This is a genomic window from Collinsella sp. wc0583 (genome assembly GCF_046116915.1).
Lineage (GTDB): Bacteria > Actinomycetota > Coriobacteriia > Coriobacteriales > Coriobacteriaceae > Collinsella.
Window position 1 is genome coordinate 39,293 of record NZ_JBJXBN010000008.1, and the last position, 14,344, is coordinate 53,636.

The 14,344-nt window shown below is 61.8% G+C and carries 12 protein-coding genes; 1 reads left to right on the forward strand and 11 read right to left on the reverse strand.

Annotated elements, in window-relative coordinates:
* Nucleotides 1-21 precede the first annotated feature (21 nt).
* The 8 genes from ACKUUJ_RS08125 to tmk all read right to left on the reverse strand — a co-directional run bounded on the left by ACKUUJ_RS08125 (nt 22) and on the right by tmk (nt 9,232).
* Nucleotides 22-975: a DegV family protein gene (locus ACKUUJ_RS08125; RefSeq protein WP_343001421.1), complete on the reverse strand. Its 954-nt coding sequence runs from the start codon at nt 973-975 to the stop codon at nt 22-24.
* A 79-nt stretch (nt 976-1,054) separates the two neighbouring features.
* Nucleotides 1,055-1,639 (reverse strand): ribosome hibernation-promoting factor, HPF/YfiA family, encoded by a 585-nt coding sequence (gene hpf / locus ACKUUJ_RS08130; protein WP_035137685.1) that lies wholly within the window; start codon nt 1,637-1,639, stop codon nt 1,055-1,057.
* Nucleotides 1,640-1,956: 317 nt separating this feature from the next.
* Complete coding sequence (locus tag ACKUUJ_RS08135) at nt 1,957-2,967, reverse strand: substrate-binding periplasmic protein (RefSeq protein WP_409065313.1); 1,011 nt, start codon at nt 2,965-2,967, stop codon at nt 1,957-1,959.
* 734 nt (nt 2,968-3,701) lie between these two features.
* Nucleotides 3,702-4,814, reverse strand: coding sequence for a hypothetical protein (locus ACKUUJ_RS08140; RefSeq protein WP_409065253.1), 1,113 nt, complete (start codon nt 4,812-4,814; stop codon nt 3,702-3,704).
* 11 nt (nt 4,815-4,825) lie between these two features.
* On the reverse strand, nt 4,826-5,632 hold the full coding sequence (locus tag ACKUUJ_RS08145) for a double zinc ribbon domain-containing protein (RefSeq protein ID WP_409065254.1): 807 nt from the start codon (nt 5,630-5,632) through the stop codon (nt 4,826-4,828).
* Nucleotides 5,633-5,734: 102 nt separating this feature from the next.
* A complete protein-coding gene (locus ACKUUJ_RS08150) occupies nt 5,735-7,429 on the reverse strand; it encodes a stage 0 sporulation family protein (RefSeq protein WP_409065255.1) in 1,695 nt (564 codons plus the stop codon).
* Complete coding sequence (locus ACKUUJ_RS08155) at nt 7,420-8,547, reverse strand: ATP-binding protein (protein ID WP_409065256.1); 1,128 nt, start codon at nt 8,545-8,547, stop codon at nt 7,420-7,422. The genes ACKUUJ_RS08150 and ACKUUJ_RS08155 overlap by 10 nt, the downstream gene beginning before the upstream one ends.
* Before the next feature lies 1 nt (nt 8,548).
* Nucleotides 8,549-9,232, reverse strand: coding sequence for a dTMP kinase (gene tmk, locus ACKUUJ_RS08160; protein WP_409065257.1), 684 nt, complete (start codon nt 9,230-9,232; stop codon nt 8,549-8,551).
* Between the two features lie 239 nt (nt 9,233-9,471).
* Here tmk and ACKUUJ_RS08165 point away from each other — a divergent pair, with 239 nt between their 5' ends.
* Nucleotides 9,472-10,455 carry a zinc-ribbon domain-containing protein gene (locus ACKUUJ_RS08165; protein WP_409065258.1) on the forward strand — a complete coding sequence of 328 codons (984 nt, stop codon included), beginning with the start codon at nt 9,472-9,474 and terminating at the stop codon, nt 10,453-10,455.
* A gap of 141 nt (nt 10,456-10,596) precedes the next feature.
* Here the strand turns inward: ACKUUJ_RS08165 and ACKUUJ_RS08170 are convergent, their stop codons facing one another.
* From ACKUUJ_RS08170 to hypA, 3 genes are read right to left on the reverse strand one after another with little or no spacing between them, the layout of a single operon-like run.
* The gene (locus ACKUUJ_RS08170) at nt 10,597-13,191 is read right to left on the reverse strand and encodes a DNA topoisomerase I (protein ID WP_409065259.1); all 2,595 of its coding nucleotides are present in this window, start codon (nt 13,189-13,191) and stop codon (nt 10,597-10,599) included.
* Between the two features lie 54 nt (nt 13,192-13,245).
* Entirely contained in the window at nt 13,246-13,929 is a 684-nt protein-coding gene (hypB, locus tag ACKUUJ_RS08175; protein WP_195920071.1) for a hydrogenase nickel incorporation protein HypB, read from the reverse strand.
* Nucleotides 13,930-13,984: 55 nt separating this feature from the next.
* Nucleotides 13,985-14,341: a hydrogenase maturation nickel metallochaperone HypA gene (hypA, locus tag ACKUUJ_RS08180; RefSeq protein WP_117565013.1), complete on the reverse strand. Its 357-nt coding sequence runs from the start codon at nt 14,339-14,341 to the stop codon at nt 13,985-13,987.
* Nucleotides 14,342-14,344: the final 3 nt, after the last annotated feature.

Consider the following 14,344-nt stretch of genomic DNA (forward strand, 5'->3'; position numbering starts at 1 on the left):
GATTACGGACGCAGCGCTTGCCTACTGACCGCGCACGCGGCGGGCGATACGGTCGGAAAGCGACGCCTTGTCGGCGCGGTTCTTACCCCAAAACGCGCAGCCCACCATGCCGGGGCCCACGTGCGAGCCGATGGTGGGACCCACGGAGCCGCGAATGATCGTGACGTCGGCGCAACCCTCCTCCTTGCGGATGGCGGCTTCGAGCCAGTCACCATCCTTTTCGGCATCGGCCGTCATGATGGCGATGGGCATGGTGCGATCGGGCACGTAGTTCTCGCGGAACGACTTGAGGATGGACTTGAGCGCCTTCTTGCGGCCGCGGTTGACGCCGATCAGCGACAGCGAGCCGGCCAGGTCGTAGGAGAGCTCGGGCTTGACGTCGAGCTTTGCCGTGAGCTGCGCCGCCGCGGGAGGAATGCGGCCGCCGGCAGCCAGTGCGTCGAAGCTCTCGAGCGTAAAGTAGCCGTGCACGTAGGTTTTTGCCTCGTTTGCCCAATCGACCAGCTGTTTGGCGGTCAGTCCCGCCGAACGCTGGCGCACGGCCTCGAGCGCCAAGAGCGCGCCGGTCGCGCAGGGCAGAGCGTTGTCGACCACGTAGAGCTCAAAGTTGGGATACTCGGCGCGCACGGCATCTGCCGCCTGGCACGCGGAGTTGTAGCTCGACGACAGCGCCGAGGTAAAGCACAGGTAGACCGTGGGCGTACCCTCTTTGGCGCACTCGGTAAAGAACTCGATATAGCGACCGAGCGACACAGCCGAGGTGGACACGCGGGCACCAGCGCGCATGCGGTCGTAGAACTCCTTAGGGCTCATGCTCGACCAGATGTCGTCTGTGCGCTCCTCGCCATCGATAATAAAGGGAAAACCCAGGATATCGACATCGAGGTTCGCGGCGACCTCGGGGCTAAAGTCGCAGCAGGTATCGACGACGATGCGGCAACGGTTCGAATGACCGGCGGATGCGGCCTTGTCCATCAAAGCGACTCCTTACGTAAAAAGGCGGCCACCCGCATGGGATGGCCGCCAACCGTTAACTCATGCAAGTTAACGTATTTTACTCGTCAAGTGTTTCGATGCGGGGCTTGATGATGCCATATCCACCATTCTTACGGTGATACACCACATTGATGAGACCGGTCGTCGCGTTCTCAAACACGTAGAAGTCGTGACCCAGCAGATCGGTCTGCACCAGCGCCTGTTCCTCGGTCATCGGGGTGACGTCAATAACCTTCTCGCGGACGAGCAGGTCGTCCTCCTCCTCGGGCAGCAGCAGGTCGGCCAGATCCTCGACGCGCTCGACCGGTGCGACATCCGCGGCGCTGGCACCACCCTGGCGGTTGTCCACGACCTTGGTCTTGAACTTGCGCAGCTGGCGGGTAACCTTATCGGCGGAGAGGTCGATGGCAGCATACATATCTGCGCCGTGCTCGGCAACGCGAATCACCGAACCGCGGGCACGAACCGTGACCTCGACGATTGCCGGGTTGGGGTTCGAGGGGTTCTTCTCATAACGAAGCACGACGTCGACTGTCATGGGCTCGATGTCGAAAACCTTGAGCGCCTCGCCGATTTTCTCATCCACATGCGCACGCAGAGCATCGGTTACCGTCGTCTTGCGTCCAGAAACCTTGATATCCATACGTGGCTCCAATCTGCCTCGGGGACTTACTGTACTGGCTATGTACCCATTGCCGTGCATTTAATCACGCGAATTCCCAAAGACCCGAATAACGACTGCTTGATACCGCATACCGAAGTCTCGCACTTTTCCGTGACAAAGTGCGCTATAGGAAGGCGTCGACGGAGTTAATTTTTCTCCTGGAAATTAGCTTTGACCTGCTAGTTTTACCAAAATAGAAAAGCCAGGCTCCCCTATTTGGGAGACCCGGCCATGCGTGTTGAAACCGTGAAGAAGCGCCTTGTTCGGTGTATGGCAGACGCCACCCCTACCAATAACTAGCTATTGAGCTTGTTGATGTCATCGTCGGTGATGGCGCCCTCCTGGCTAGACGACGGACTGTCGCCGTTGTTATCAGAGGCGTCGCCATCGGAGGACTCGGTCTCGTTGGACGTGGAGTCGGATGCCTGCACATTGGCCCCCGAAACAGTCTTGGCGGTAAGGTCATAGGGCATTTGGCCATACCAGACGCAGTGGACCGCCTCGAGCGTGCCGTCGACCGTGATGCCGTCGAGGGCATCACTCACGGCACGGCACAGCTCATCGTTAGAGCTAAGGCCTGCGACGCCAAGCGTGGAGGGTGCCTCGAGCGTGCCGACATAGGAGATCTGACTCATCAGGCGCGCGAGGTAACCACCGGCCGTGGAATCACAGATCACGTAATCGACCTCGCCCGACTCGAGTGCCTCGAAGCACTCGTTGATGTTGGAGAAGGTCTTTTGGTTGGCCGTGATGCTCTGCTTGGCAAGCGCTTCCTGCGAGGCTGAGGAGGTCTGAACGCCCAGGGTAGCGGTGTTAAGCGTTTCGGTGGAAACGCTCAGCGACTCGCCGTCACTGCTCTTGCCGAATACGGCGGGGGCGTCGTACAGACAGGTGCCAAGTGAGCTGATATCGCCGTCCGTAGACCTGGCGTCGCCAATAAAGATGTCGGCCTTTTTATCGCTGAGCGCGGAATCGGCCGAGGACGCATCGACAAAGGCGACTTTGAGACCCATGCGGCATGCAAGGGCACGAGCGGCATCGACCGCATAGCCCGTGAGGTTTCCGTCGGCATCCTGCATGGCTTGCGGGGCATCGGAAGTATCGAGGGCGACCGTCAGGGTTCCCGGCGTGACCAGGGCATCGTCCGATACCGTGGGGGTAACGGTCTCGCGCTCAATCTGGTCGATCGTGGGCGTCGTGAACGTGGACAGTGGATTGAACGCACATCCACTCAGGCCCAAAACGGCAATGACCGCCGCGGTCCCAGCACCTAACCGAGCCGCATGCATCAAGCTGCCCCTCACCATGTCCACTACCCTGCCTTCTGTGTCGTATACAATCCGTGCCCTGCACGGAATATCGGGTTGTTCCCACCAGCTGACCTGGTATTTGACCCCACACTTGCGCACCGGGGCGTTTGCTCGGGAGGCCGCAGCCACCTTCACGACTGGCCCGCTCGCCCGCGAGGCGGTATTGCCCCAAAGAAAGTAGAACGGACGGTGCGGCTTACATCTAGGACGCGCCATGATCGCGCCGCGCGCACGCGGTCGCTTACGTGGATCCCTTTGACCGCGTCTGTCTTGGACTAGGATGGGCATTTCGTCCGTCCGCAACCACAGCCTGGCAGGAACGTAGGGCATTATAGCTAAGTTCAAGCTATAGTTTAAGGTTAGGGACGTTATTCGCATCGCGAGCACAGATTTCGCAGGTCGGGGCGGGTCATTCGTGCCCCCATGAAGCCCGGAGCTCCCCCCACGGGGAGCTCCGGGCCACCCGTCTCAGGGTGCCGTGTGCAAAAAACGGCAAATATGAGTACTGCTACCAATTTAGTAGCAGCGTATTTCCGCCCCACGAGCCCTTTTTGAGTTCCGCACAGCCCGCTTGGCGCCAAGATATTCCACATTCGTTTATTATCTCATCGCTGAATCCAGTTTTTCGGCCCAAGTTTCTTTATTTTTGCTGTCACTAATCTAGTAGCAGTACTCATATTTGCCGTTTTTTGCACAGGGCATATAAACAGACCCCCTATAAAGCCATAGTTTTACGCCGGCTTGAGCCCAAAGCACGCTCGGAGCGTATTCAGCAGAGCATCTTGCCTCTTTCGACGAGCCTCTACACGATTCTGATATCGCTTACCCATGCGTTGGTATATGCGCCATGCGAGCGCCTCTAACGCCTCCATGTCGCAGAGCATCTCGTTGTTGACCGTCGCGACCTCGATTCCCATGGACGCCAAACCCGTATTGCGTTTTTCATCGTGAATGCGCCCGCCGCGAGACGAATGGCCCTGCTCGCCGTTGTATTCCAGGTCAAACCGGGCTGCTTCCTGATAGGCATCGCAAACCGCATGCGGCATCCCCGAGATCGCCTGCGCACGGTCGTTGAACTCGATCTTGTGGTCGGTCTTAAAGGGACCACAGGCAAATCCGCCATAGGAAAACGGAAGCGAAAACATGGCAAGCATGATGCACTCCATGGGTGAACGCAGGTTTTCCGACAGGTAGGGGCACAGGCGCAGCAGCCGTTTGGCGGCACTCCCATTGCATCCGGAAAGGTATTTTTCCAGTCGATCAGGCGTCAGCACCGGCTCAACTTCAAAATAGCCTACGTCTTTTGGTTGGTCTTTGTCCTTTGCAAGCTTGTTCGCAACAGGTGAGCTGTAGGGAGGCAGATACCGTCCGCGATCGCTCAGCGAAATCTTGGAGCACAGCTCCTGGGCCAGGGCAAATGCCTGGATACAGCCGACTTCGCGCGCAACGGCGGCACAGAGGGCCTCGGGAGACAAGCTGTACACCCCCGGCTCCACCTCCAAAATCGAGGCGTCCGGCAGGCCTGTAGAACAAACGGACCAGCTTGCACCAGGCATGCGGCGACGCTGCTTCGCCGACCCCACCAGCAGGCACAAGTCTTCTTGAACATCGCCACTCACGGCCCCGATCCGCACCAAATCGGGAAGATACATGTCCTCGGCCGAGGGAGACGATGTATGCAGCACACGGCGCTCTTCATCGGGATCGAGGTCTCTCCAGCTGATGTAACCCATTTGTCGGCGCTCGGCGCGCATCATGCGCAGCGCCGAGGCACCGGTCAGGACTACGGAGGCCGCCAGTTGCTCGCTTGTCAGTTCGATGCGCCGCGCTATCTTCACTGCCACAAAACCACCCCCTACCAAACGCGTGCGACAGCGAGACCATCGACTGCTGCGGCGCCGGCACGCTTGAGCTCCGCCGAGGCTGCTGCCATGGTCGCGCCCGTGGTAATGACATCATCGATGAGCAGCAGGCGCTTGCCCCGCACATCCTCGACCGTCTCGTACATGCCACGGGCATGCTCCCGGCGTTCATCGCGACCGAGCTCTCGCTGGTCACCATGACCGTATTTGACCAGGGCGTCCAGCAACGGCACACCCGAAAGATCGCAAAACGAGCGCGCGATTGCTTCCATATGGTCGAATCCACGCCGCCGAAACGCTGCCGCAGTCGCGGGCACAAATACCACCGCGTCGGCGCCGGACAGCACACTGCCGTAGCGATCGGAGGCTGCCACCTGGGCATGCAAGGCGGTGTCGTAGAGTAGCTCCGCCAGATACGGTGCCAGACGGCGCTCGCCCGCATCCTTGTACGCCTTGATAATGCGCGGCAGCGGATGTGCATAGACGGCGCACGCCAGGCAGCGGTCGAGCGCCTCCGCCATTGCCGAGGACGCGCCCTCGACCGAACACTCAGTGCACAGCAAATCCCCAAACGGGGCGCCGCATCGGGTACAGCTATGACGTGGGTCGATGAGCGTGAGCGATGCCAGACAATCCTGGCAGATCAGCGCACCGGCGCGCTCGCAGCCGGCACATCGCGTGGGCGACAATGCCTCGAGCGCCTCGCGTGCCACCCGCTCGACAAACGGTAGCAATTCGTCCGCAAACGGTAGGGCGTCGGCACCCTGCAGACGGCTCAATATGTTCAGATGGCTTTTCAAGACACAACCCTCCCTACGTTCGGTCGCAGGGAGGGTTGTTGATTCAGCGTTATGATACCCCGATGCGCTCGGGGCAAGGCGGGCTAAATCCGCTCGCGGGCGTTATTCGCCGGTAGGCGGTTGCGGTGCGGACGAGGTGTGGGTCGAGCCTTCGCCGCCGTCCTGGCGCGGCTTGCGGGAGCGACGGCGGCGACGGCGCTTTTGACCCTGGTCGGCCGAGCCCTCGCCACCGCGATCCTCGCGCGGCTCGCGCTCGTCGCGAGCGGCGCCACGCGAAGCCTTGGCAGCCGCTCCCCCGCCATCCCCGGGACGACGGCGCGTGACCTTGACTTCGCCATCCGAAACCTGATCGGCCACAGAAGGAACCGAGGGCTTCTGCTGCGTGCCCGAGGAATGGCGACGACGCGGACGTGGCATGCGCTCCTCCTCACCACGCGGCTTGCCGCCCTTGTCGGCAGGCGCGTCGGAACCCGAGCCACCCTTGGGAGCGGCACCGGCCTCGCGAGCGGCTGCGGCGCGGAAGGCGTCCTCGCGCTCCTCGCTCGACAGGTGACGGCGGCGACGACGCGTGGGGTTCATGCCACCGCCGCGGTTTTGCTGCTGGGGCTGCTGAGCCTCGCGCTCGCGGGAAGCGTTCTTACCCGCGGCCTCGCCATTGTCGACGGACGCCGCGCGCTTGCGGCGGCGACGGCCACCAGCTGCCTCCTCGGCCTCGGGTGCCTCGGCCTTGCCGCGGCCCTTTCCACGGCCACGGCCCTCGCCCTGGCCCTGAGCGGTGCGAGCATCGGATTCGGCATCGCGACGACGGCGCTTGGGCATCGATGTGCCGGCCAGACGATCGGCACTCGACAGGCCATCGCCCACGTCAACGCCGTTCTCGCGATCGAGTTCCATGAGCGCCAGGCGCATCTCGGGCGACTCGATGCGCTCGAGCACATCGCGCGTCACACAGTCGGGGCGGCAGTTGCAGCCCTGTTCGGCGGCCTTCTTTTTGCAGCCCTCCGAGCACGTCATATCGGCCAGGTTGACCTTAAAGACCTTGCCGTTCTCCAGGCGCAGCACCAGCTGCTCACGCGGCGTGTCATATTCCTGGATACGCGCCTTGCCAAGCGGCGTATCGATGAGCGTCTTCTTTTTGGGCGCACGGCTCTTAAAGTCCTTGTACGCCTCGAACTCATAGCGCAGGCAGCACATCAGGCGGCCGCAAACGCCACTGATCTTGGACGAGTTGAGCGGCAGGTCCTGCTCTTTTGCCATGCGAATCGAGACGGGCTCAAACTGTCCGCCAAAGCGCGTGCAGCAGAGCTCCTGTCCGCATTGGGCATAGCCGCCCACAAGGCGGGTCTCATCGCGCACGCCGATCTGACGCATGTCGACGCGAATGTGCAGCGTCGAGGACAGGTCCTTGACGAGCTGACGAAAATCGACGCGCTCCTCGGCCGCAAAGTAGAACACGGCCTTCTCGCCGCCAAACAGGTACTCGACGCCGACCGGCTTCATCTCGAGGTCGAGCTCTTTGACGAGACGGCGGAAATCGACCATCGCCTCGTCGCCCTGGATGGCCAGGTCGTCGGCAAGCTGCAGGTCGATGTCGCTCGCCACGCGCAGCACGGGCTTGAGCGGCTGGCCGATCTCATCTTGCGGCACCTCGAAGGGATCGGCCGTGACCAGGCCGATCTCGGTCCCGCGCTCGGTGGAGCAAATGGCATAATCGGCCTCGAGGATATCCAGATCCTGCGGGTCAAACCACAGGTCGCGCGAGGCGTAGGTAAACTTAACGGGTACGACTAACGGCATTTCAGTGCCTTCCTGATATCGAACAGCATGACCTCGATGGCCAGCTGGGGAGTAACGTTTCTGGCGATGTTGCGCTCGGCGGTCGCGACCGCCTCGAGCGCCCGGGTGGCACCCGCAGCATTCGTCGCGGCGGCAAGCCGCCCGATCGTGTCGCGCACGTCTTCGTTCACGACGTCGGCCGCCTCGTCCTGAAGCGTCAGCAGCACGTCGCGCATGAGCGTCCGCGCGCTCGCCAGCGCTTCCATGATACCCGAACGCTCGCGCGCGTTGAGTTCGCGCTTGTTGCGGTCCTCAAGCTGCTTCAATGCTCCACGCGACAGATAGTCGGCGTTTTGCTCGAGCACCTTTTCCTGTGTGGACTTGACCTCGGCGAGCGGTGCCTTAACGGCGACGATGAGCGACTTGGCGCGGCTGAGCACATCAGCCTCGTCGGCAGCGATGAGCGAATCGATGGCGCGGACCATTTGGCGGCGAGCATCCTGGCGCTCGGCACTCTTAAGGAACTCGATGCCGCGTGTGGGACTTCCCGCCACGGCGACCACCATGCGGCAACGCGCGAGGTCCTGACCCGTCGCGCGACTCACGGCCTGCGCGGCCACGGTGGGCGACACCAACCGAAACGGCACGCACTGACAGCGGCTCACGATGGTGGGCAACATCACGTCTGCCGAGGTGCCCAACAAGATGAACATAACGCCCTCGGGCGGCTCCTCGAGTGTCTTGAGCAGCGCGTTGGCGGTGTTAGCGCGCAGTTGCTCGGCGCGATCGATGATGTAGACCTTGGCCTTGGCACGGATGGGCGCCAGCGGAACGTCGTCGAGCAGCTCGCGGGTCTGGGCAATGAGGTAGCCTGTGGCGCTCTCGGGCGTGTAATAGTGCACGTCAGGATGCGTATGCCGAGCAACGCGTACGCAGCTGTCGCATGCTCCGCAGCCGTCCTGCTCGCACAGGAAGGCCTGGGCGAGCGCCCATGCGGCATCGAGCTTGCCGGCACCGGGAGCGCCCAAAAACAGGTAGGCGTGCGATGCGCGGCCGCTGGCGACGGCGTTGGTCAAAAAATCGCGAACGCGCTCTTGGGTGTCGAGCTTGGCCAGCAGGCTTGCCTGAGCGGGGGCCATGTTACTCGGCCTCCTTGGCAAGCGCGGCGGCGACAGCATCTTGCGAAATGTCGAGACCGTACGCGCGAATCTGCTCGACCGTCTTCTCGAAGACTTCCTCGACGGTCGCAGTGGCGTCGATGAGCTTTACGCGGTTTGGCTCCTCGGCAGCAATAGCGCAGAATCCCTGGTAGACACGCTCCTGGAATGCCATGCCTTTGGCCTCCATGCGATCTGCCGCGCCACGGGCTGCCATGCGCAGCGCCGCCTGCTCGGGCATGATGTGATAGACGAGCGTGAGCGCCGGGTGCGTTCCCGCAACGGCCAGGTTGTTGGCATCGCGCACCATCTGGCGATCAAGGCCGTCGGCAAATGCCTGATAGCAGGTTGTGGAATCGTAGAAGCGGTCACACAGGACCACCTTGCCGGCCGCGAGGGCGGGAGCTATGACCTCGTGCACCAACTGGGCGCGCGCTGCCTCGTAGAGCAGCAACTCACAGGTGTCGCCCATCGCTGTATTGGCGGGGTCGAGCAGCAGAGCGCGGATCTTTTCGCTAATGGCGGTACCGCCCGGCTCGCGCAGGCTCACAACCTGGTAGCCAGCGAGTTCGAGCGCGCGGGCAAGCAGACGCGCCTGCGTGGACTTGCCGGCGCCGTCGACGCCCTCGAGCGTGATAAAGCTATGTTGAGCGGGCTCAAAAGCCATGGGCGCAGCCCCTTCCTACAAGGCGCGTAAATGCAGATATATCAACCAAGCCATGATACCCCAGTGCTCGGCGCGTCCCCAATGGCTAATGGTGCCTTTCCAAAGTTGCGGTGAAATAGGGACTGGTTGAAGCCCTGAGACCGCCAAACAGTCCCTATTTCACCGCAACTTATGATGGGGAATTTTGGACGCTGGGTATAATCGTCGTATTGCATTGAAATGTGGCGAAAGGAGTGGCAATGTCTCGGTATTGCGCCTCGTGCGGCAAACTTCTTGCAGATGATGCCAAGTTCTGCACCTCATGCGGTGCACCCGTTGAGCAGACAACCGCAAGCAATGGCCAACCCGATTTTGAGCAGACCGGCTTCCTCGATACGCCGCAAGCTAAGCCGGACGACCCCCTCGCCTATCGCCCCGACCCTGCCGCCAGCCCCGCAGCGGTCGAAACGACGCAGCGCATACCCGTCGCGGACACCCCGCCCCAACAGCAACCGGCATCTACGTACGCGCCTGATTCACCGCAGGCCCCCGCCGCCAAAAAGAGCAGCACCAAGGCGCTTATCGCCGTTATCGTTGTGCTCGTGGCAATTATCATCGCCTTGGTCATCTTTTTTGTGATCAAGCCTTTCGACAACGCCGCCACGCAAACGACTGCCGAGATTACTAAGCTGCACCATGATGTTGACGATGATGACCTCAAGCCTCTCGACGACCCCAATAGCCTTTTTGACGATGACGACGATGATGACGAGGATGGCAGCCAGGCGACCCTCTCCGAGCAAAACCTCTACCGTCGCCTGAGCGAATACTACGACCTGCTCGAAGATCTCGATAACCAGGTCCGTGCCTGCGCAGAGGCGTTCAATGGCGGTTATCTGGAAGAGGACCGTACCGCCCGTCAAAATCTCGCCGACGTCGCCGAGCGCACGGAAGACACCATCGAGCAGTACTACGATATCGTCGAGGACCTGGACGTCCCCACAAGCTCTAAGAACTACAGCTCGTGGAAGGACATCATTGCTCTGTACGACGACCTGGATCACCGCATCGATGCGATCTGCGATGCCTGGGAGATCAGCTTAAAGTACGCAAAGCCCGCGGACCATAAGAACGAGATCGTGGCGCCGCTGTCGCGCGACAACGTGGCGGGCACCAATGACAATAAGTACCGCCTAGACTTTGAGGAGCGCTATCCCGGCGCCAAACCCGTCGAAGTGAACTAACGCCTTGTCGTTTCCGAGCCGGCAGTTAGGGACGTTCCTAAACTGCCGGCAGAAAAAGGAATGTCCCTAACTGCCGGTCAAAAAACGAGCGAGGATCATGGGACCCTCGCTCGTTTTTTGGGCAATGTTTCGACTGCGCCGTTACTTGTCGGCGGCTGCTTTCTTGGCAGTCGACTTCTTCGCGGTCGACTTCTTGGCGGCAGTGGCTTTCTTAGCCGTGGCCTTCTTTGCCGTCGAAGTCTTCTTCGTCGTGCTCGCCTTGGTCGTGGTCTTGCGGCCGCGGGCGGGCTTCTTCTCCTTGGTCGGGCAGTCCATGTTCACGCAGATGCGCCACGGGCCGCGCGCGGTGTTGACCACCACGATGGGAGCGCCGCACTCGGGACAGGTCTCGCCTGTCGCCTCGAGCTTGCCACGCGCCGGCAGCGGATAGCTCACGCCGCAATCGTCATAGTTGGTGCAGCGGATAAAACGCTTGCCGCTCTTCTCGCTCTTGTGCGCAATCAGATCGCCATGGCGTCCGGCCTCGGCACACACCTTGCACTCGCCCACCTTAAGGTCGGGCTCGTAGTTGGTGGGGCATGTGGGGTTCACGCAAATCTCGAAAGCCTTTTGGCGGAACGGCTGACACTTAATGCGCGGCGCACCGCACTCGGGGCACACGGCGGCCTCGCCCTCTAGCGGGCTCACCTTGACGCCACTCGGCACCGGATAGGTCACGTCGCAGTCGGGCCATCCCATGCAGCCGATAAAGCTGCCGCGGGTCTTGGCACTCGTCTTCATAACCAAGTCCTTGCCGCACTTGGGGCAGGCGCCCACGCGCGCATCGGCCGTGACGGCGTCGCTGATGGCGTCGCCCAGCTCCTGCGTATGCTTGAGCAGCTCGTCGAGCACGCCGGCCAGCAGCGCGCGCGAGTGCGTCACGACATGCTCTTCGGTGTCCTCGCCGCGCTCCACACGGGTCATATCGCCATCGAGCTCGCTGGTCATATCGGGGCTCGTGATGCGCGGGGCAAACTGCGTCAGTGCGTCGATGATGGCGATGCCCAGCTGACTCGGCTCCACGGGATCATTTTTGAGATAGCGCACGGCATACAGGCGCTCGATGATGCTCGCGCGCGTTGACTTGGTACCCAGGCCGCGCTTTTCCATCTCCTGCACGAGCTTGCCCTGGCTGTAGCGCGCGGGCGGCTCGGTCTGCTTGGCCTCGAGCTTAATGTCGAACACGTCGACCGTATCGCCCTGCTCAAGCGGCGGCATCTGCTCGTCGCGCTTGAGTCCATACGGGTACGCCTCACGGAAGCCGGGGGTCACGAGCACGTCGCCCGAGGCCACGAACGGCTCGCCGTTCACGTCGAGCTCGAGCTTGGTGTTCTCGATGGTCGCGGGACCCATGAGCGTTGCCAGGAAGCGACGGGCGATGAGGTCGTAGAGCTTGCGCTGGCCACCGTCGAGCGTGGACGGATCGCCCTCGCCCGTAGGATAGATAGGCGGGTGGTCGGTGGTCTCGACCTTGCCGCGCGTGGGCTTCATGGGACCGGCGAGCACCTTTTTGCATACGGGCGCCAGCGCCGGGTTGATCTTTGCCAGGTCGCTCACCACGGCGCCCAGATCGAGCGTCGCAGGGTACACGGTATTGTCGACACGCGGGTAGCTGATGAGACCGGCCATGTAGAGGGACTCGGCGATGCGCATGGTACGCGCAGGTGAGATGCCCTCGGCTGCGGCGGCAGCCTGCAGCGAGGTGGTCGCAAACGGCGTGGGCGGCTGCTGCTTGCGCGAACGCTTGGTCACCGCGGCGACGGTTGCCGTCGCAACGCCGTCGACATGGCCGTACGCCGCCTCAGCAGCATCCTTGTCGGTAAAGCGCGCCGTCTTGTGCGCAATCTTAAAGCGGTCGTCCTCGGCAGCACCCTGTGCGGCGCCCATGCCGCGGATCTGCCAATAGTCCTCGGGCACAAACGCCATGCGCTCGCGCTCGCGCTCGACCACCAGGGCAAGCGTCGGCGTCTGCACACGGCCGGCAGAGCGCACGTTACCAAAGCCGCCAAACTTGGCGAGCGTCAGGTAGCGCGTGAGCACCGCACCCCAAATGAGGTCGATGTGCTGGCGGCTCTCGCCGGCGTCGGCCAGATTCTGGTCGAGCGAGACGAGATTATCGAAGGCCTGCGTGATCTCGGCCTTGGTAAACGAAGAGTACTGGGCGCGGGCAACCGGCAAGTCCGGCGCCACCTCGCGCACCTTGTTAAGGGCGTCCGAACCGATTAGCTCGCCCTCGCGATCGAAGTCCGTGGCGATAATGACGCTATCAGACTTTTTAGCGAGGTTCTTGAGCGAACGAATGAGTTCCTTCTCGGCCGGTAGCTTAATGACGGGCGCCCAGGTGAGGTAAGGCAGGCTCTCGAGTTTCCAGCCCTTGATTGAGATGCCATCGGCAAGAAACGGCTTGCGCTTGGTGTCGTAGGGCGGACGCGCCAGGCCATCGGGTATGTCGGCCGGCAGCATCTCGCCGTCCTCGGTGACCGAATACCAGCCCAGCTTTTTATCGAACAGCACGCTGTCGCAAAAATCGGGCGCTAGGATGTGACCGGCAAGGCCGATGGTCACGCACTCCTCGCCCTTCCACTCAAAACGGTAGATGGCGGTGTTGTACACCTTGTCCTTTTTGGGCTTGCCCGTGGACAGACGCTCGGCGATCTGACGCGCGGCGTCGTTTTTCTCGGCGATGATGAGCTTCAAAAGAGGCTCCTATCTCGTATCTCTGCGGCTACGCCCGCCCGTATGGCGGCCGACTTACGCCCTTGCTTGCTCAATCTGCCCGATGAGCCAATCGCACCAGGCATCCATGCCCTCGCCCTTGCGCGCGCTCACGGCAAACCGCGGCGCCTGCGGATTGAGGTCATCGAGTGTCTTAGTATACCTATCCATGTCAAAATCGAAAGCCGGGGCCACGTCGACCTTGTTGAGCAGCTGTGCGCCGGCGTGTTGGAAGATGCCCGGGTACTTGACGGGCTTGTCGTCGCCCTCGGGCACCGAGAGGATCATGATAGACAGGTTCTCGCCCAGGTCAAAGTCGACTGGGCAGACCAGGTTGCCCACGTTTTCGATAAAGATGACGTCGATGTTTTCCAGACCCACAGCCTGGTCGAAGGCGTCAACGGCCTCCATGATCATGTTGCCCTCGAGGTGGCACAGGCCGCCCGTGTTGATTTGGATGGCGGGCATGCCGGCTTCCTTCATGGTGATGGCGTCGACGTCCGAGGCGATATCGCCCTCGATGACGGCGCAGCGCAAGCCGGCCTTGTCGCGCAGGCGCTCGTTGGTGCCCAGAATCGTAGTGGTCTTGCCCGAGCCAGGGCTCGACAGCACATTGATCACATAGGTGCCTGTCTCATTAAATCGCTGACGCAGCTGATCTGCCAGGCGCTCGTTGCGCGACAGGATCGGCGACGCGATATCAATCGTTTTCTCGGCCATACTTAGCGCTCCTTACTTTAGCCCCTTTGTACCCTGTCCCCAGGTGGCTGGCGGGTTAATCGTCGGGGGTTTCGATTTCGATACTGGCGATGTCGAGCTCGCGGCCGTGCAGCAGACGCACGTTGGCGCCGCCACACTGGGGACAGCGGCAATGGAAGCGGTCGTGCTCAAAGACCTCGCCGCAGTCCAGGCACTCGCTTTGTGGATGGACTTCCTCCACAGCAAGCTCGCAGCCGCGCGTGAGCGGGTCCTCGTCGCGAAACGTCTCCCAGGCAAAGTCGAGCGCCTCGCGCACGACCTCGGTCATATCCCCGATACGCAGCGTCACCAAAACGGCGCGCGAGGCCCCCGCCCCACGCGCCGCGCGAATCACTGTATCGAGTATGCCGTTGACAATGCCAACTTCGTGCATACC